Annotated in this window: 16 protein-coding genes and 1 tRNA gene; 6 read left to right on the top strand and 11 right to left on the bottom strand. The window is 67.2% G+C overall.

Going from position 1 to position 16,283, the window contains the following annotated elements:
- Positions 1-70: 70 nt before the first annotated feature.
- Both leuA and ybiB read right to left on the bottom strand, forming a co-directional pair.
- Positions 71-1,717 carry a 2-isopropylmalate synthase gene (gene leuA / locus CFB39_RS15665; RefSeq protein WP_089473586.1) on the bottom strand — a complete coding sequence of 549 codons (1,647 nt, stop codon included), beginning with the start codon at positions 1,715-1,717 and terminating at the stop codon, positions 71-73.
- Positions 1,718-2,097: 380 nt separating this feature from the next.
- Positions 2,098-3,072 carry a DNA-binding protein YbiB gene (gene ybiB, locus CFB39_RS15660; RefSeq protein WP_089473585.1) on the bottom strand — a complete coding sequence of 325 codons (975 nt, stop codon included), beginning with the start codon at positions 3,070-3,072 and terminating at the stop codon, positions 2,098-2,100.
- Between the two features lie 193 nt (positions 3,073-3,265).
- On the opposite strand from ybiB, the gene maiA reads away from it, so the two are divergent.
- The gene (gene maiA, locus CFB39_RS15655; RefSeq protein WP_089473795.1) at positions 3,266-3,910 is read left to right on the top strand and encodes a maleylacetoacetate isomerase; all 645 of its coding nucleotides are present in this window, start codon (positions 3,266-3,268) and stop codon (positions 3,908-3,910) included.
- An 86-nt stretch (positions 3,911-3,996) separates the two neighbouring features.
- Here maiA and ftsY read toward each other — a convergent pair whose 3' ends face one another.
- Entirely contained in the window at positions 3,997-5,151 is a 1,155-nt protein-coding gene (ftsY, locus tag CFB39_RS15650) for a signal recognition particle-docking protein FtsY (RefSeq protein ID WP_089473584.1), read from the bottom strand.
- Between the two features lie 215 nt (positions 5,152-5,366).
- Between ftsY and rsmD the strand changes: the two genes are divergently transcribed.
- The 3 genes from rsmD (at position 5,367) to CFB39_RS15635 (ending at position 6,916) form a co-directional block, all read left to right on the top strand.
- Positions 5,367-5,981, top strand: coding sequence for a 16S rRNA (guanine(966)-N(2))-methyltransferase RsmD (gene rsmD / locus CFB39_RS15645; RefSeq protein WP_089426360.1), 615 nt, complete (start codon positions 5,367-5,369; stop codon positions 5,979-5,981).
- A gap of 111 nt (positions 5,982-6,092) precedes the next feature.
- On the top strand, positions 6,093-6,590 hold the full coding sequence (coaD, locus tag CFB39_RS15640; RefSeq protein ID WP_039346084.1) for a pantetheine-phosphate adenylyltransferase: 498 nt from the start codon (positions 6,093-6,095) through the stop codon (positions 6,588-6,590).
- 59 nt (positions 6,591-6,649) lie between these two features.
- Positions 6,650-6,916, top strand: a complete 267-nt coding sequence (locus CFB39_RS15635) for a YfhL family 4Fe-4S dicluster ferredoxin (protein ID WP_069248899.1) — start codon at positions 6,650-6,652, stop codon at positions 6,914-6,916.
- An 84-nt stretch (positions 6,917-7,000) separates the two neighbouring features.
- Here the strand turns inward: CFB39_RS15635 and hisC are convergent, their stop codons facing one another.
- The 8 genes from hisC to CFB39_RS15595 form a co-directional block, all read right to left on the bottom strand.
- On the bottom strand, positions 7,001-8,068 hold the full coding sequence (gene hisC, locus CFB39_RS15630; RefSeq protein ID WP_089473583.1) for a histidinol-phosphate transaminase: 1,068 nt from the start codon (positions 8,066-8,068) through the stop codon (positions 7,001-7,003).
- 106 nt (positions 8,069-8,174) lie between these two features.
- Positions 8,175-8,774 carry an aminoacyl-tRNA hydrolase gene (pth, locus tag CFB39_RS15625; protein ID WP_006477776.1) on the bottom strand — a complete coding sequence of 200 codons (600 nt, stop codon included), beginning with the start codon at positions 8,772-8,774 and terminating at the stop codon, positions 8,175-8,177.
- A 121-nt stretch (positions 8,775-8,895) separates the two neighbouring features.
- Positions 8,896-9,501: a 50S ribosomal protein L25/general stress protein Ctc gene (locus CFB39_RS15620; RefSeq protein WP_085042200.1), complete on the bottom strand. Its 606-nt coding sequence runs from the start codon at positions 9,499-9,501 to the stop codon at positions 8,896-8,898.
- A 161-nt stretch (positions 9,502-9,662) separates the two neighbouring features.
- Positions 9,663-10,619: a ribose-phosphate pyrophosphokinase gene (locus CFB39_RS15615; RefSeq protein WP_089426358.1), complete on the bottom strand. Its 957-nt coding sequence runs from the start codon at positions 10,617-10,619 to the stop codon at positions 9,663-9,665.
- A gap of 43 nt (positions 10,620-10,662) precedes the next feature.
- Positions 10,663-10,739, bottom strand: a tRNA-Gln gene (locus tag CFB39_RS15610).
- A gap of 55 nt (positions 10,740-10,794) precedes the next feature.
- Positions 10,795-11,676 (bottom strand): 4-(cytidine 5'-diphospho)-2-C-methyl-D-erythritol kinase, encoded by an 882-nt coding sequence (gene ispE, locus CFB39_RS15605; RefSeq protein WP_089473582.1) that lies wholly within the window; start codon positions 11,674-11,676, stop codon positions 10,795-10,797.
- 25 nt (positions 11,677-11,701) lie between these two features.
- The gene (gene lolB / locus CFB39_RS15600) at positions 11,702-12,322 is read right to left on the bottom strand and encodes a lipoprotein insertase outer membrane protein LolB (protein WP_089426356.1); all 621 of its coding nucleotides are present in this window, start codon (positions 12,320-12,322) and stop codon (positions 11,702-11,704) included.
- Entirely contained in the window at positions 12,322-14,145 is a 1,824-nt protein-coding gene (locus CFB39_RS15595; protein ID WP_089456955.1) for a tetratricopeptide repeat protein, read from the bottom strand. Before CFB39_RS15595 ends, lolB begins: the two co-directional genes overlap by 1 nt.
- 86 nt (positions 14,146-14,231) lie before the next feature.
- Between CFB39_RS15595 and mutM the strand changes: the two genes are divergently transcribed.
- Together mutM and mutY are read left to right on the top strand one after the other, a co-directional pair.
- Positions 14,232-15,059: a bifunctional DNA-formamidopyrimidine glycosylase/DNA-(apurinic or apyrimidinic site) lyase gene (mutM, locus tag CFB39_RS15590; RefSeq protein WP_089426354.1), complete on the top strand. Its 828-nt coding sequence runs from the start codon at positions 14,232-14,234 to the stop codon at positions 15,057-15,059.
- Between the two features lie 24 nt (positions 15,060-15,083).
- Complete coding sequence (gene mutY, locus CFB39_RS15585; RefSeq protein ID WP_089426353.1) at positions 15,084-16,187, top strand: A/G-specific adenine glycosylase; 1,104 nt, start codon at positions 15,084-15,086, stop codon at positions 16,185-16,187.
- Positions 16,188-16,283: the final 96 nt, after the last annotated feature.

Genomic DNA, 16,283 nt, shown 5'->3' with positions numbered 1-16,283 from the left:
CGGATCGCGCGGCGCACGGGCGGTCACGCCCCACTCGCTGACGTTTGAACCCTGAAACGGAACCTGCCGCTCAGGCCGCCGCGCGGCGATCCGCGCAGTGCCAGGCCGAGCGGTTGATCGCGCTGACGACCGCGTCGAGCGCGGCGCTCGCCGCATCGGCGTGCAGGCCGACGCCGTGCCGCAGCGGCGCATCGCCGACCCGGCAGCCGACCGATACCGCGATCCGTCCATCCGTCGTGCGCGCGTGTTCGCACGACGCGACGTCGATCGCGGCGCCGGCGGCCGCCGCGAATGCCGCGGCCAAACGTCGCACGGCCTCGTCGGGCGTCGTGTCTGCCGCGGGCGCTGCCGCGATCTCGCGGTTCTGCCAGCGCACGCCGTTGCCGTGTCGCTCGGCCGGCCCGTCGGTGTCGAAGAATTCGCGCGCGAACAACGCGCAGATCGCGTCGCCGGTCACTTCCTCGCCGGACGCGTCGGCGAGCGTCTGCACCGCATGGCTGAATTCGATCTGCACGCGGCGCGTCGGCGTGAAGCCCATCCCGCGTTCGAGCAGGAACGTCGCGCCGCCCTTGCCCGACTGGCTGTTCACGCGGATCACCGCGTCATAGCTGCGGCCGAGGTCGGCCGGGTCGATCGGCAGGTACGGCACTTCCCAGGCCGCGTCGGGGCGCTGCTGCGCGAAGCCCTTGCGGATCGCGTCCTGGTGCGAGCCCGAGAACGCGGTGAACACGAGGTCGCCCGCGTACGGGTGGCGCGGATGCACGGGAATCTGGTTGCAGCGTTCGACGACGCGGCGCACCGCGTCGATGTCGGAGAAATCGAGCCCCGGATCGATGCCCTGCGTGTAGAGATTCAGCGCGAGCGTGACGAGATCGACGTTGCCGGTGCGCTCGCCATTGCCGAACAGGCAGCCCTCGATGCGGTCGGCGCCCGCGAGCAGCGCGAGTTCGGCCGCCGCGACCGCGGTGCCGCGATCGTTGTGCGGATGCACCGACAACACGATGCTGTCGCGGTACGCGAGGTTGCGGTCCATCCACTCGATCTGATCGGCGAACACGTTCGGGCTGGCGGCTTCGACGGTGGCCGGCAGGTTGACGATCATCTTGTGATCGCGGGTCGGCCGCCAGGTCTGCGCGACCGCGTCGCAGATCTCGCGCGCGAACGTCAGCTCGGTCATGCTGAAGGTTTCCGGCGAGTACTGGAAGGTCCACTGCGTGTCGGGGCGCGCGGCGGCGTGTTCCTTGATGATGCGCGTGCCGTCGATCGCGAGCGCCTTCACGTCGGCCTTCGACATCCCGAACACGATGCGGCGGAACGACGGGCAGACCGCGTTGTACAGGTGCACGATCGCGCGCGGCACGCCTTCGAGCGCATCGAAGGTGCGGGCGATCAGGTCCTCGCGCGCCTGCACGAGCACTTCGATCGTCACGTCGTCGGGAATCCGCTTGTCGTCGATCAGCTTGCGGACGAAATCGAAGTCGGTTTGCGACGCCGACGGAAAACCGACTTCGATCTCCTTGAACCCGATCGCGACCAGCATCTCGAAGAACTCGAGCTTCTGCTCGATGCTCATCGGCTCGATCAGCGACTGGTTGCCGTCGCGCAGGTCGGTGCTCATCCAGACGGGCGCGCGCTCGATGGTGCGCGACGGCCATTTGCGGCCATTGAGGCGGACGGGCTCGAACGGACGGTACTTGTCTTGCGGATTGCGCTGCATCTTCTGGACCTCGGGTCTCAAGTCGCGAGCGAAGACGGGCGGCATGGGCGACGGTTGGCGCTGCCTCGCTCCGCGGCACGTAAACGCGCTGCGGATGCGGATGATCTTCGCGAGTCGGCCGACGGATAGACGGACGAATGCTGACGACTTCGGGTTGTAAAAACTACGAGAGGGGTACTGCGAGGAACTGCTGGGAGGGACCGTGCGGACAGCACACGGCGCTACCAAAGCCTTAGGCTAGTCGTAGCGATAGCGGCCGCGCTAGGCGGCCGGAGGTAATTCGGAGGGTGTTCGGAAGGGAACGCATGAGGGCCACTCTATGCCAGGATGCGCTCGCGTGTCAAATGCCCTGCAAGCGGGGCCGGTTCGCGAGCGTGCCTTCAGCGTGCGATGCGGGCGATCTGCACGATCGTCGCGACCTGCCGGGCGACCGTGTCGGGCACCGGCACTTCGCCGCGCAATACGGCGTCGGTCCACGCGGCCGTCGTGGCCGCGTCGCGCGATTCGGGCAGGGCGACAGCAGGCGCATCGGTCGACGAGCGTTCTGCGTCGATCAGCGTGTCGCACACGCCGTCGTGCAGCCAGTCGACCTGCACCTGGCGCCGCGTGTCGGCAACGGCTTCGCCCTCGGTGCCGCGTGCCAGCAGCGCGCCGCCGAGCGCGGCATCCGGATGGTCGCGGAACAATTGCGCCAGGCTGTCGCGGTACGGCGGGTGCGTGTAGTTGACGAGCCGCAGGCCGGCCGGCGCGAACGGCTGCAGGATCTTCACGAGCGTGTGCGTCGAGTTGCGCACGCCGAGCACGCTGCGCATCGACAGCAGGCGTGCGATGCGCGGCGCCAGCACCTCGATCGACGCGAACGCGACGCGGCGCTCGGCGAGCATGTCCTCGATGGCATCGTGCGAAGCCGACGGTGCGAGCGACAACGCCGAGAAGATCTCGGCGCTCGTCACGCGGCCCGGATCCTGCTCGACGCCATGCACGAGCACCGGCACGCCTTCGCGCGCGAGCAGCAGCGCGAGCAGCGGCACGAGGTTCGGCTGCTTGCGCGCGCCGTTGTAGCTCGGGATCGACACGGGGCGGAACGCGGCATCCTGCACGTGCACCGGCTCGAACGACGCCTGCGCGGCGGCGAGCATCGCGGCCAGCTCGTCGGCGGATTCGCCCTTCAGCCGATAGGCGATCAGGATCGCGCCGAGTTCGACGTCCGACACGCGTGCGTCGAGCATCGCGCGATAGAGCTCGAACGTGTCCTCGGCGGACAGCGCGCGTGCGCCGTGCGGGCCGCGGCCGATTTCCTTGATGAAGCGGGCGCACGGGAACGGAACGGCGGCGGGATCGTGGGAAGCGGTCATCGGGGCGTGGGGCGGGCGGCCGGCATCGGGCCGCGCTGTGAGCGGTGAGGAATGCCCCGAGTATCGCACGGGTGCGGCTGCCGCCAAGCGAGGCCGCGCGGCGCGGCGCGCTACACTCTGAGTCCCGGCGGTGCGCGCCGGCTGCGCCGCGCCCGTGCCGTCGCCGGCCGAATACGACTACGAGAGACATCCCATGAAGCTTTACAGCTATTTCCGCAGTTCCGCGTCGTACCGCGTGCGGATCGCCCTGAACCTGAAGCAGCTGCCGTTCGACTATGTCCCCGTGCACATGCTGCGCGACGGCGGCGAGCAACTGAAGGACGCGTACCGCGCGCTGAATCCGGATGCGGTCGTGCCGACGCTGATCGACGGCGACGCGACGCTGCAGCAGTCGCTCGCGATCATCGAATATCTCGAGGAAACCCATCCGGAGCCGGCGCTGCTGCCGAAGCAGCCGGTCGATCGCGCGTATGTGCGCGCGGTCGCGCTGCAGATCGCGTGCGAAATCCATCCGCTCAACAACCTGCGCGTGCTGAAGTACCTGAAGCACACGCTGAAGGTGCCCGAGGAGGCGAAGAACGCGTGGTACCGGCACTGGATCGAGGCGGGCTTCGAGACGCTCGAGACGCGTCTAGCGGGCGATCCGCGCACCGGCAAGCTGTGCTTCGGCGATACGCCGACGCTCGCCGACATATGCCTCGTGCCGCAGGTGTTCAACGCGAACCGCTTCTCGATCGACACGACGCGCTATCCGACGATCCAGCGGATCGTCGACCATGCGTCGACGCTCGATGCGTTCAAGGCCGCCGAGCCCGGCGCACAGCCCGACGCCGAATGAGCGCGGTGCACCCGGGCCGCGCATGACCGGGCGCGCATGAAAAAAGGGCGCCCGAAGGCGCCCTGTGCGATGCGTGCCGGCGATGTTCAGCCGAGCAGCGCGTCCGCGAATTCGACCGCGCTGAACGGCTGCAGATCCTCGACCTTCTCGCCAACGCCGATGAAGTACACCGGCACCGGGCGCTGCCGCGCGATCGCGGCGAGAATCCCGCCCTTCGCGGTGCCGTCGAGCTTCGTGACGATGAGGCCGGTGAGGCCGAGCGCGTCGTCGAATGCCTTGACCTGCGTGAGCGCGTTCTGGCCGGTGTTCGCATCGATCACCAGCAGCACTTCGTGCGGCGCGCCGTCGTGTGCCTTCGAGATCACGCGCTTCACCTTCTTCAGCTCTTCCATCAGGTGGAGCTGCGTCGGCAGGCGGCCGGCCGTGTCGGCCATCATCACGTCGATCTTGCGCGCGCGCGCGGCGCTGACCGCGTCGAAGATCACCGCGGCCGGATCGCCGCTTTCCTGCTGCACGACCGTCACGTTGTTGCGCTCGCCCCAGACCGCCAGCTGTTCGCGCGCGGCCGCGCGGAACGTGTCGCCCGCGGCCAGCAGCACCGACTGGTCGAAGCTCTGCAGATGCTTCGCGAGCTTGCCGATGCTGGTCGTCTTGCCTGCACCGTTCACGCCGGTGATCATCATCACGAGCGGCTGCGCGCGGCCGAGCATCAGCGATTTCTCGAGCGGCGTCAGCAGCTCGACGAGCAGGTCGTGCAGCGCCGATTTCACCTGCTGCGGGTCGGTCAGGCGGCCCGTGCGCACCTTTTCGCGCAGCGCGCCGAGCAGGTACTCGGTCGCGTCGACGCCCGCGTCGGACATCAGCAGCGCGGTTTCGAGCTCCTCGTACAGATCCTCGTCGATCTTCGTGTTGACGAACACGCCGGTGATGCTCGAGCCCGTCTTGGCGAGCCCCGTTTTCAGGCGCGCGAGCCACGATTTCTTCGCGGTGGCGTCCTGCAGCGGCGGCGGGACGATTTCGACCGTCTCGACGACTTCGTCGCGGCCATCGTTGGTCGGCGTGACCGTCATCACGACGGCCGGCGCGGCCGGTTGCGCGGGTGCTTGCGGCACGTCGGCCGCGGGCGGGGCCTCGACCGCGGGCGCTTCGGACGGTTCGTCCGTTTGCTGCGCGTCGGCCGATTGCGATTCCGCCGGATCGGGCTCCTGCGTTTTCTTGAATCGTTTGAAGAAGCTGAACATGGTCTGACGTCGGGAAGAGGGCGGGCCGCCGCCAGGGGCGGGCACCGGACGGGCCGTTCTGCGTTCGCGCGGGCGCGGCGCACGGCGGCCGAAACCGTGCATTTTATCAGTGCGGCGTGGCGCTCGCGCCAGCGCGCATCGCCGCTGTGGTAACGTGCGCCTGTTTAGCGGTGCGCCCCCGCGCGCGCCCGGTCCCTCCGTCGTCGATATTCCGTATGTCCCGTTCCTCTCCCGGCCGCCCGGCGGCCCCTTCTGGCCGCGGCAAGCCGCACACGATCCGCATCATCGGCGGTGACTGGAAACGCACGCCGCTCGCGGTGCTCGATCTCGACGGCCTGCGGCCGACGCCCGATCGCGTACGCGAGACGCTGTTCAACTGGCTCGGCCAGGATCTCGAAGGCCGGCGTTGCCTCGACCTGTTCGCGGGCACCGGCGCACTCGGTTTCGAGGCGGCGTCGCGCGGCGCGGCGAGCGTCGTGATGGTCGAGCGCCATCCGCGCGCCGCGCAGCAGCTGCGAGCGATCAAGGACAAGCTCGGCGCGCGTGCGGTCGAGGTTGCCGAGGCGGACGCGCTGCGGCTCGCGGCCGGGCTCACGCCGGGCGCGTTCGACGTCGTGTTTCTCGATCCGCCGTTCGACGATCTGGCCGCGCTCGAGCGCGCGATTGCGCTGGCGGCGCCGCTCGTCGCGGCGGGCGGCGCGCTGTACGTGGAGACGGGGGCGGAGCTCGATCCGGCCGCGCACGACGCGCTCGCCGGCTGGGAGGTCGTGAAGCACGGCAAGGCCGGTGCGGTTCACTATCATTTGCTGCGGCGCGAAAATGATGAATAATGCGCGTTCCATACGAGGCGGCGCGCCGCAAAGGCGACGCATGCCCATCTCGGCAGCGGCGTGCGCATCGCACCGCTGCCATCCCGTTTGCGTGATGACAGGAGGAGCGACATGGTAGTCGCCGTGTATCCCGGTACGTTCGATCCGCTGACGCGCGGGCACGAAGACCTCGTGCGGCGTGCGTCGAGCATTTTTGATACGCTGGTGGTCGGTGTGGCCGACAGCCGCGCGAAAAAGCCGTTCTTCTCGCTCGAAGAACGTCTGACGATTGCGAACGAGGTGCTCGGCCATTATCCGAACGTGAAGGTGATGAGTTTCACCGGCCTCCTGAAGGATTTCGTCCGCACCAACAATGCGCGCGTGATCGTGCGCGGCCTGCGCGCCGTGTCCGATTTCGAATACGAGTTCCAGATGGCGGGGATGAACCGCTACCTGCTGCCCGACGTCGAGACGATGTTCATGACGCCGTCCGATCAGTACCAGTTCATCTCGGGGACGATCGTGCGCGAAATCGCGCAGTTGGGCGGCGATGTCAGCAAGTTCGTGTTCCCGTCCGTCGAGAAGTGGCTGACCGAGAAAGTCGCTGCGATCGGAGGCCCTGCCGCGTGATGCGGCGCCGGCCGGTTTCGTTGCGAAGCCGGCCGCCGGCCTGAAGAAGTGAGATCAGTATGGCTTTGATGATTACCGACGAGTGCATCAATTGCGACGTGTGCGAGCCCGAGTGCCCGAACGGCGCGATTTCGATGGGCCCGGACATCTACGTGATCGACCCGAACAAGTGCACCGAGTGCGTCGGCCATTTCGACGAACCGCAGTGCCAGCAGGTGTGTCCGGTCGAATGCATTCCGCGCGATCCGCAGCATGACGAATCGCACGCGCAATTGATGGAGAAGTATCACGCGTTGACCGCCGAAAAGGGCGACGACGCGTCGTGACCCCGCGGTGACGCGCGCGCTCGAGTCCTTCGGCACGACCGTCACGCATCCAGATCGGCGCCGCCCGGCGCCGGTTCTTCCGTTTCAGGCCAGCAGCTCGCGCAACGCCGCGACGAGCGCATCGCATTCGGCGTCGGTGCCGACGGTGATGCGCAGGTGCTGGTCGATCCGCGGCAGCCGGAAGTGCCGCACGAAAATCTCCCGTTCCTTCAGTTCCGCTGCGATCGCGCCCGCGTCGTGCGCGGGATGGCGCGCGAACACGAAATTCGCGGCCGACGGCACGATGTCGAAGCCGAGCGCGTCCAGCGCATGCGTGAGCCGCGTCCGGCTGTCGATCACGCGCCGGCAGGTTGCGTTGAAATAGTCGGTGTCTTCATAGGCGGCCTGCGCGGCCACTTGCGCGAGCCGGTCGAGCGGGTACGAGTTGAAGCTGTCCTTCACCCGGTTCAGCGCGTCAATCAGCGCTGCGTCACCGAATGCGAAGCCGACGCGCATGCCCGCGAGCGAGCGCGCCTTCGACGTCGTGTGGACGACGAGCAGGTTCGGGTAGCGATCGATCAGCGTGATCGCGGACTGCGCGCCGAAGTCGACATACGCTTCGTCGATCACGACGACCGACGACGGATTCGCCGCTGCGATCCGCTCGACGTCAGCGAGCGGCAGCGCACGCCCGGTCGGTGCGTTCGGGTTCGGAAACAGCACGCCGCCGGCGTCGTCGAGATAGTCCTCGACACGGATCGAGAAGTCGTCCGCGAGCGGCACGATCGACGTCTGGACGCCGTACAGGCGCGCGTAGGTCGGATAGAAGCTGTACGTGATGTCGGGGAAGCGCAGCGGCCGGTCGTGCTTGAGCAGCGCCTGGAACGTGTGCGCGAGCACCTCGTCGGAACCGTTGCCGACGAACACCTGCTCGGGCTTGATCCGGTGATGCGCCGCGACCGTTTCGCGCAGCGCGCGCGCAACCGGGTCGGGATAGCGGCGTAGCGTGTCGCCGGTCTCGCCGAGTTCGCGTGCGATTGCCGCGACGACGCGTGGCGACGGCGGATAGGGATTCTCGTTGGTGTTCAGCTTCACGGGGTGTGCGAGCGCGGGCTGCTCGCCCGGCACGTAAGGCACGAGTTGCTGAACGATGTCGCTCCAGTAACGGCTCACCGCTTGGCTCCTGTCGGGCAAAGCGACCAGATTACCGCATGTGCGCGCAGGGCGGGGCCGCCCGGCGGCACCGGACGGCTCGATGCACCGGAGCGGTGCGATGCGGTCAGTTGCGATGCAGCTGCATCGTCGCGCGGTCGAGTTCGCCCTTGACGACCATCGGCATCACGGCGAGCGCACGTTCGATCGACGCGTCGATCACGTCCTGTTCCTCGCGGCGCGGCGGTTTCAGCACGAAGTTCGCGACGTCGGGCTTCGCGCCGGCGCGCGCGCTTTCCGGAATCAGGTCGCGTGGATGGCCGATGCCGATCCGCAGCCGCCAGTACTGCTGCGACGACAGGTGCGCGGTGATGTCCTTCAGGCCGTTGTGGCCCCCGCTGCCGCCGCCGAGCTTCAGCTTCACGGTGCCGGGCGGCAGGTCGAGCTCGTCGTGCGCGACGAGGATCTGGTCGGGCAGGATCTTGAAGAATTGCGCGAGCGCGACGACCGACTGGCCGGAGCGGTTCATGTAGGTTTGCGGCTCGAGCAGGTGGACTTCCTCGCCGTGCAGGCGCGCTTTCGCGTAGAAGCCATGGAAGCGGCGCTCGTCGCGCAGCGTCGTTCCGGCTTCGCGGGCGAGCTGGTCGATCAGCCAGAAGCCGGCGTTGTGGCGCGTCGCGGTGTATTCCGCCCCGGGATTGCCGAGGCCGACGATCAGTTTGATCATGACGTTTCGAAGGCGGCAACGGCCGCCTGGGCGCAGAAAAAGAAAAACCCGCCGGGCAAGCCGCGGCGGGTTGCGTCGACCGTTTCGAGAAACGGATCGATGGGGCGCGTGGGCAGCCCGCTCAGGCAGCCGGCGTTTCGCCTTCTGCTGCGTCCGACACGGCACCAGCCGGGACCGTCGCCGATGCGACAACCGGGTTTTCCGCGTCGATGTGCGCGACCAGCGCGACGCCCTTCGGCAGCGTGATGTCCTTCGCGTGCAGCGATTGACCGGCTTCGATCTTCGACAGGTCGACTTCGAGGAACTCCGGCAGGTCAGCCGGCAGGCACTCGATTTCGATTTCCGTCGCGACGTGCGAAACGATCGCGCTCGACAGCTTCACGGCCGGGCTGATTTCAGCGTTCAGGAAGTGCAGCGGAGCCTTCGTGTGCAGCTTCTTCTTCGCGTCAACGCGTTGGAAGTCCACGTGCAGCACCAGTTGCTTGAACGGGTGGTATTGCACGTCGCGCAGCAGAACCTGTTGCGACTGGCCAGCCACTTCGAGGTCGAGGATCGACGAGTGGAAAGCTTCCTTCTTCAGGGCGTGCCACAGGGCGTTGTGATCGAGTTCGATCTTTTGCGGGGCTGCTTCGCCACCGTAAACGATACCCGTGGTCTTACCAGCGTTGCGCAGGCGGCGGCTCGCACCCGTACCTTGCTCTTGGCGCTCGAAAGCGACGACTTTCATGTGATTCTCCAATAGCTGCCCGCGACCAGGCAGTAAAACGGGGCCGTCAAATTGCGGCCCCCGATGAAACGGCCGGGGTTTCGTCTATCCCGTCCGATTGTGCAAAAAGCGAAGCGTTGCCGCTTCGCTTTCCGCGCATGCTTTGTTCAGTCGATTCGCGATCAGGATTCCGCGAACAGCGACATCACCGAGTCGCCGCGGCGGATCCGCGAGAACGTTTCGGCCAGCAGGCTCGCGCTCGTCAGTGCACGGATCTTCGAGCAGCCGAGCGATTCGGCGGACAGCGGGATCGTGTCGGTGACGACCAGCTCGTCGAGTGCCGATGCGGCGATGCGGTCGCCTGCGCCACCCGACAGCACCGGGTGCGTCGCGTAGGCGAAGACCTGCTTCGCGCCGCGCTCTTTCAGCACTTGAGCAGCCTTGCAGAGCGTGCCTGCCGTATCGACCATGTCGTCCATGATCACGCAGGTGCGGCCTTCGACTTCACCGATGATGTTCATCACTTCGGAGACGTTCGCCTTCGGGCGACGCTTGTCGATGATCGCGAGATCGCAGTTGAGCTGCTTCGCGAGTGCCCGGGCACGCACCACGCCGCCGACGTCCGGCGACACGACGAGCAGATCCGGGTAGTTCTGCTTGCGCAGGTCACCCAGCAGGATCGGCGTTGCGTAGATGTTGTCGACCGGGATGTCGAAGAAGCCTTGAATCTGGTCGGCGTGCAGATCCATCGTGATGATCCGCTCGACGCCGGCGATTTCCAGCATGTTCGCGACGACCTTCGCCGAGATCGCGACGCGCGCCGAACGCGGGCGGCGATCCTGACGGGCGTAACCGAAGTAGGGGATGGCTGCAGTGATCCGGCCGGCGGATGCGCGCTTGAGCGCATCGACCATGATCATCAGTTCCATCAGGTTGTCGTTCGTCGGTGCGCACGTGGATTGCAGGACGAAGACGTCCTTGCCACGCACGTTTTCCTGGATCTCGACCTGGATCTCGCCGTCGGAGAAACGGCTGACCATTGCTTTGCCGAGGGGAATTCCAAGGATATTGACGACTTCCTGGGCGAGCGCGGGATTCGCGTTGCCAGTAAAAACCATCAGGCCGTCATGGCTGCTCATCGTGCACCTGCTTCGGGCTTAGGCGGGAAATGCGGGAAAATTTTGGCAGGGGAGGAAGGACTCGAACCCTCGCATGCCGGAATCAAAATCCGGTGCCTTGACCAACTTGGCGACTCCCCTACACTTAACTGATAACTTCACCGAACTTGTGTAGGCCGTTCGGCAAAGTAAAACTTCATGACGCGAAAGCGAAGAGCGGATGCTCGTTCAGGCTCTCGGCAACTGCACCGTTCCAACTGGTGGGCAGCTTGGCTTGCGCCGCTTCTGCCTCATGCTTGCTGCGAAACGCTGCAAACACGCTTGCTCCGGAGCCGGTCATCCTCGCGGGGGTCACATCATACAACCATTTGACCACCTGCGCAACTTCCGCGTACTTACTTGTCACAACTTGCTGCATATCGTTCCGACCGAAACTATCTGGCCATCCCGCGTCGCTGCTTTGCCGTGCAAGAAAGTCCGTAATTGTGACGCGCTTCGAATCTCTTGTCAACAACTCATCTGAAAATATTTCAGCGGTTGGGACGTGAACGCGGGGCGTTACAACCAAGAACCAGCGAGTCGGCAATTGTACCTCAGCTAATTCTTCTCCGATACCCTCTGCGAACGCATTTTTTCCAAAAATAAAAAACGGGACGTCTGCGCCGAGTTTTACCGCGAGCGACTGGAGTTCGGCGCGCGGCAGGTCGAGTTGCCACAGGCGGTTCAGCGCGAGCAGCGTCGTCGCCGCGTCGGAGCTGCCGCCGCCGAGGCCGGCCCCCATCGGCAGGCACTTGTCGATCTCGATGTCGACACCGTGCGCGGTGCCCGTATGCGCTTTCAGCAGGTTGGCTGCGCGCACGACAAGATCGCTTTCCTCGGGCACGCCGGGTACGTTGGTGACGCGTGCGACGCGGCCGTCGTCGCGGAGCGTGAAGTGCAGCGTGTCACCCCAGTTCAGCAACTGGAACACGCTCTGCAGATCGTGATAGCCGTTCGGACGGCGGCCGGTGATGTGCAGGAACAGGTTGAGTTTCGCGGGCGCAAGGCAGTTGCGCAGCGAGCGGGTCGAATCGGTCATGCGTATGTCTGGGCTGGGCCAGTGCTCACTGATCGAGCACGAGCTTGATGTCGAGCGGCGGTGTCGCGCGCACGAGGTTGACGCGTTTGACGCCCGTGGCCGGGGCATCCGCGTAGGCAAGGTAGTCGATCGTCCAGCCGTCCTGGCGGATCTGCTTGACGCGCGTACCGTCGGCCGGATCGCGCACCGTCTGCGCGGGCGTGGCGGGCGCGGCGGTCGGCAGCAGCCAGTAGCGCAGGCCCGCGAGCGGCAGTTCGAAACCGAGCGTTTTCTGCATCAGGTCGCCGACGTCCGGCGCATATTGCGTCGGACGGTTCGGCAATTCGAGCGACGCCGCGCGCGGCGTCGATTTCACGACCGCGAGCGTCTGGCCGAGCGGGCTGCGCAGCTCGAGCGACACGTCGTCGCCGTGCTCCTGCCAGTCGAAGTTGCCGTACACGTTCTGCGGATTGCCGAGACGGTCGTCGTACCGCACCGCGAAGCGGCCATGGTAAGCGTGCGTGGCGGCGGTCTGCAGCGCCGCGCCGGTCGGCGCGCTGGCCGACGGCGGCGTGCTCGCGCAGCCGGCGAGCACGAGCGCCGCGCCGGCTGCGGCCAGCGTGCGCTGCGCGCGGAAGGACAGGGAAAACGTCGGGAACATCTGCATCAGAGACCGTTGATCTGGAGGCGTTTCAGCGTCTGCACGAGCGTGTCGTTGTCCGGCTCGAGCTTTTGTGCGTCACGCCATGCGGAACGCGCATCGTCCTGCGCGCCGCTCTTCCACAGCACTTCGCCGAGATGCGCGCCGATCTCGGCGTTCGGCTGCAGTTCGTACGCACGCCGCAGCACCTTCGCCGCGCCGGCCGTATCGCCCATCCGGTACTTCACCCAGCCGAGGCTGTCCATGATGTACGCGTCGTTCGGCGCGAGCGTCATCGCCTTGTCGATCAGCTTGCTGGCTTCGGGGAGCCGCTGGTTGCGGTCGGCGAGCGAATAGCCGAGTGCGTTGTACGCCTGCGGATTGTCGGGCTGCGTGCGGATCAGCTCGCGCAGCTGCTTTTCCATCGTCGTGTAGTGGCCGGTCTTTTCGGCCGCCATCGCGTAGTCGTAGCGCAGGTCGGGATCGTCTGGGAAGTCCTGGACCGCCTGCCCGAGCCGTGCCTCGGCTTCCGGGTAGCGCTTCGCGGTGAACAGGATCGACGCGTCGGTGCGTGCGACCACGGCCGCATCGCGCGGATCCGTGATCGGCAGGTCGTCGAGCACCTTGCGCGCCTCGTCGGTCTTGCCCTGTTTCTGCAGCAATTGCGCGCGCGTGATCTGCGCGGGCAGGTAATGCTGGCTCGTCTGGTCGACCTTGTCGAGCCACTGCGACGCCTGCGCGTCGTTGTTCTGGTCGATCGCGATCTGCGCGAGGTAGATGTAGCCCTGGCCGACGTCGAGATTCGGCTGCTTGTCGCCGAGCTGGACGTACTGCTTCAGGTAGCCGGTCGCTTCGTCGAGCTTCTTCTGCTGGATCTTGATCAGCGCGAGCGCCATCAGCGGCGTCGGGTCCTTCGCGTCGAGCTTGCGCATCGTCTCGAACTGCTTCTGCGCGTCGTCGAGGCGATCGTCGGCGAGATAGAGCTGCGACAGCGCGAGCCGCGCATCGCGCGACTTCGGATTCTGCTGAACATACTTCTCGAACGACGTGATGCCCGCCGCGCGTTCCGCCGGCCCCATCTGCGACAGCATCAAAGCCGCCGGCAGGTAGTCGGGGCGGAGCTGCAGCGCCTGCTTCAGCGACTGCGCGGCGCCGTCCTTGTCGTCGACCGCGAGCTGCTGGCGCGCGATCGCGAGCTGGGCTTCGGGCCGGTTCAGGTCGTTCTTCAGCATGTCCTTCAGCACCGCGAGGCCGCCGACGCGGTCGGAGCCGCGCACGAGCAGCGCCTGCAGCGCGAGGATCGCCGGGCCGCGCGTCTCGCCGGTCGCCCGGGCCAGCTCCCGCGCGAGCATCGGCTGTGCATCGGCCGGCTTGCCGGCGAGCACCAGCAATGCGGCGTCGACCTGCGATGCGCGATTCGAATCGGGTGCGTACTGGCGCCACAGGTTCGCGGCGGACAGCGCGTCGGCCGGGCTCTGCGCGCCGAGCGCGATCTCGGTCGCACGCTGCGCCATGCGCGGATCGCGCGTGTCGCGGGCGAGCGCGAGGTAGGTCTGGTAGGCCGGCGCGGGCTGGTTACGCTGCAGCGCGACCTCGGCGGCGAGCACCTGGTAGACGATCTGGCTCGTCAGCGGAACGCCGGGGAGATCCTTTTTCTCGTCCGGCATCACATGCTCGAACGCGCCCTGCGACTCCGCGTCGTCCGATGCCGGATCCTGCGCGTGGGCCGGGAAGGCGGTGAGGGTCCAGGCGGCAAACAGCGCGGCGCCGAGTGCACGGCGGACCGGGAAGGCGCGCGCGCCGCGCACGGCGGCGGGACGCTTCTGAAGCAGCTTCGAGGGCAGAGTCATGGAAATCCGTTCGATGTTTCAACCGATTGTAACGCGCTCGCTACAATACACGCACGATCGTGAATCCAGTCTCAGACCCGCAAAACATGCCAGAGTTGCCAGAAGTCGAAGTCACGCGCCGGGGCATCGAGCCCTTTGTCGCGGGCCGCCGCGTCGAGCGTGTCGACGTCCGTACCGAGATGCTGCGCTGGCCCGTGCCGGCGGGGCTCGCCGAGCAGTTGCGCGCGCGCGAGGTGCGCGCCGTCGAGCGTCGCGGCAAGTACCTGCTGTTCGAGGTCGACGCGGGCTGGTTCATCGTCCACCTCGGCATGACGGGCACGCTGCGCGTGCTGCCCGCGGCCGGCGTGCCGGTCGCCGCGAAGCACGACCACATCGACTGGATCTTCGACGAATTCGTGCTGCGGTTCCGCGATCCGCGCCGCTTCGGCGCGGTGCTGTGGCACCCGCGCGAAGCGGGCGACGTGCATGCGCATCCGCTCCTCGCGAGCCTCGGCGTCGAACCGTTCTCGCCGGCGTTCACCGGCGCGCTGCTGCACGCGCGCACGCGCGGGCGCACCGTGTCGGTCAAGCAGGCGCTGCTCGCGGGCGACATGGTCGTCGGCGTCGGCAACATCTATGCGTCGGAGAGCCTGTTTCGCGCCGGCATCCGGCCGACGACGGCCGCCGGCAAGGTGTCGCTGCCGCGCTACGAGCGTTTGGCCGACGCAGTGCGCGCGACGCTTGCCGACGCGATCGAGCGCGGCGGCAGCACATTGCGCGATTTCGTCGGCAGCAACGGCGAAAGCGGCTATTTCCAGCTCGACTGCTTCGTCTACGACCGTGCGGGCCAGCCATGTCGCGTATGCAACACGCCGATCCGCCAGATCGTGCAGGGCCAGCGGTCGACCTATTTCTGTCCGACCTGCCAGCGTTGAAACCTTTTTCCACAATTAGATAACTTGAAGCCGCCCCGCATCGCCCCCGCTCCGTTCCCCGTCACGCCGTTGCATCGCACGTTCGCCACGCGCCTGGTCGCGTGGCAGCGCGAGCATGGCCGCCACGACCTGCCGTGGCAAAACACCCGTGATCCGTACCGGATCTGGCTTTCGGAAATCATGCTGCAGCAGACGCAGGTATCGACCGTCATCCCGTATTACACGCGCTTTCTCGAACGCTACCCCGACGTCGCCGCGCTCGCGGCCGCGCCGACCGACGACGTGATGGCGCTCTGGGCGGGGCTCGGCTACTACTCGCGCGCGCGCAACCTGCATCGCTGCGCGCAGGTCGTCGTCGCCGAGCACGGCGGTGCGTTCCCGGCGACGCCCGACGCGCTGGCCGAATTGCCGGGCATCGGCCGTTCGACGGCCGCGGCGATCGCGTCGTTCGCGTACGGCGCGCGCGCGACGATCCTCGACGGCAACGTGAAGCGCGTGCTTGCGCGGGTGTTCGGCGTCGAGGGCTTCCCGGGCGAGAAGCGTGTCGAGAACGACATGTGGGCGCTCGCCGAATCGCTGTTGCCCGACGCCGCGAACGCGGCCGACGTGAGCGCGTACACGCAGGGGCTGATGGATCTCGGCGCGACGCTGTGCGTGCGCGGCAAGCCCGATTGCGCGCGCTGCCCGTTCGCGGGCGACTGCGTCGCGCAATCGACGGGCCGCCAGCGCGAACTGCCGGCCGCGCGGCCGAAGAAGGCCGTGCCGACCCGCAAGACCTGGATGCTCGTGCTGCGCGACGGTGACGCCGTGCTGCTCGAGCGGCGGCCGCCGACCGGCATCTGGGGCGGGCTGTGGAGCCTGCCGCAGGCGGACGGCGACGCCGCGCTCGCGGAACTCGCACGCGGCTTCGGCGGCGGCGGCACGGTGCCGCTCGCGCCGCTCACGCACACGTTCACGCATTTCCGGCTCGAGATCGAGCCGCGGCTGAGCGACATGGCCGACGGCGGCCTGCCTGCCGGCGCGCGGGACGCGGACACCGCCTGGGTGCCGCTGAGCCGGCTCGACGCGTATGGCGTGCCGGCGCCCGTGCGCAAGCTGCTCGATGCACTGAGCGGGCCGCTGCTGTAACGAAGGGGAGAGGCGCGGCGCATGCCGCGCTTTCAGGGAGACGTCGGACGCTCGTGGTTTTTCGTGCCGACGGAAGCCGCCTTGGGTTGGCTGGCG

The sequence above is a fragment of the Burkholderia sp. AU6039 genome, assembly GCF_002223365.1.
Taxonomy (GTDB): Bacteria; Pseudomonadota; Gammaproteobacteria; order Burkholderiales; family Burkholderiaceae; genus Burkholderia.
This window is presented reverse-complemented; position numbering and strand designations above follow the sequence as displayed.

What these genes read in the sequence shown, in the direction of transcription:
- CFB39_RS15620 (WP_085042200.1), bottom strand. Translation starts at nt 9,501, where the DNA reads ATGAAAGTCGTCGCTTTCGAGCGCCAAGAGCAAGGTACGGGTGCGAGC.
- leuA (WP_089473586.1), bottom strand. Translation starts at nt 1,717, where the DNA reads ATGCAGCGCAATCCGCAAGACAAGTACCGTCCGTTCGAGCCCGTCCGC.
- mutM (WP_089426354.1), top strand. Translation starts at nt 14,232, where the DNA reads ATGCCAGAGTTGCCAGAAGTCGAAGTCACGCGCCGGGGCATCGAGCCC.
- rsmD (WP_089426360.1), top strand. Translation starts at nt 5,367, where the DNA reads ATGTCCCGTTCCTCTCCCGGCCGCCCGGCGGCCCCTTCTGGCCGCGGC.
- pth (WP_006477776.1), bottom strand. Translation starts at nt 8,774, where the DNA reads ATGATCAAACTGATCGTCGGCCTCGGCAATCCCGGGGCGGAATACACC.
- ispE (WP_089473582.1), bottom strand. Translation starts at nt 11,676, where the DNA reads ATGACCGATTCGACCCGCTCGCTGCGCAACTGCCTTGCGCCCGCGAAA.
- ybiB (WP_089473585.1), bottom strand. Translation starts at nt 3,072, where the DNA reads ATGACCGCTTCCCACGATCCCGCCGCCGTTCCGTTCCCGTGCGCCCGC.
- CFB39_RS15635 (WP_069248899.1), top strand. Translation starts at nt 6,650, where the DNA reads ATGGCTTTGATGATTACCGACGAGTGCATCAATTGCGACGTGTGCGAG.
- lolB (WP_089426356.1), bottom strand. Translation starts at nt 12,322, where the DNA reads ATGCAGATGTTCCCGACGTTTTCCCTGTCCTTCCGCGCGCAGCGCACG.
- ftsY (WP_089473584.1), bottom strand. Translation starts at nt 5,151, where the DNA reads ATGTTCAGCTTCTTCAAACGATTCAAGAAAACGCAGGAGCCCGATCCG.
- CFB39_RS15595 (WP_089456955.1), bottom strand. Translation starts at nt 14,145, where the DNA reads ATGACTCTGCCCTCGAAGCTGCTTCAGAAGCGTCCCGCCGCCGTGCGC.
- coaD (WP_039346084.1), top strand. Translation starts at nt 6,093, where the DNA reads ATGGTAGTCGCCGTGTATCCCGGTACGTTCGATCCGCTGACGCGCGGG.
- CFB39_RS15615 (WP_089426358.1), bottom strand. Translation starts at nt 10,619, where the DNA reads ATGAGCAGCCATGACGGCCTGATGGTTTTTACTGGCAACGCGAATCCC.
- maiA (WP_089473795.1), top strand. Translation starts at nt 3,266, where the DNA reads ATGAAGCTTTACAGCTATTTCCGCAGTTCCGCGTCGTACCGCGTGCGG.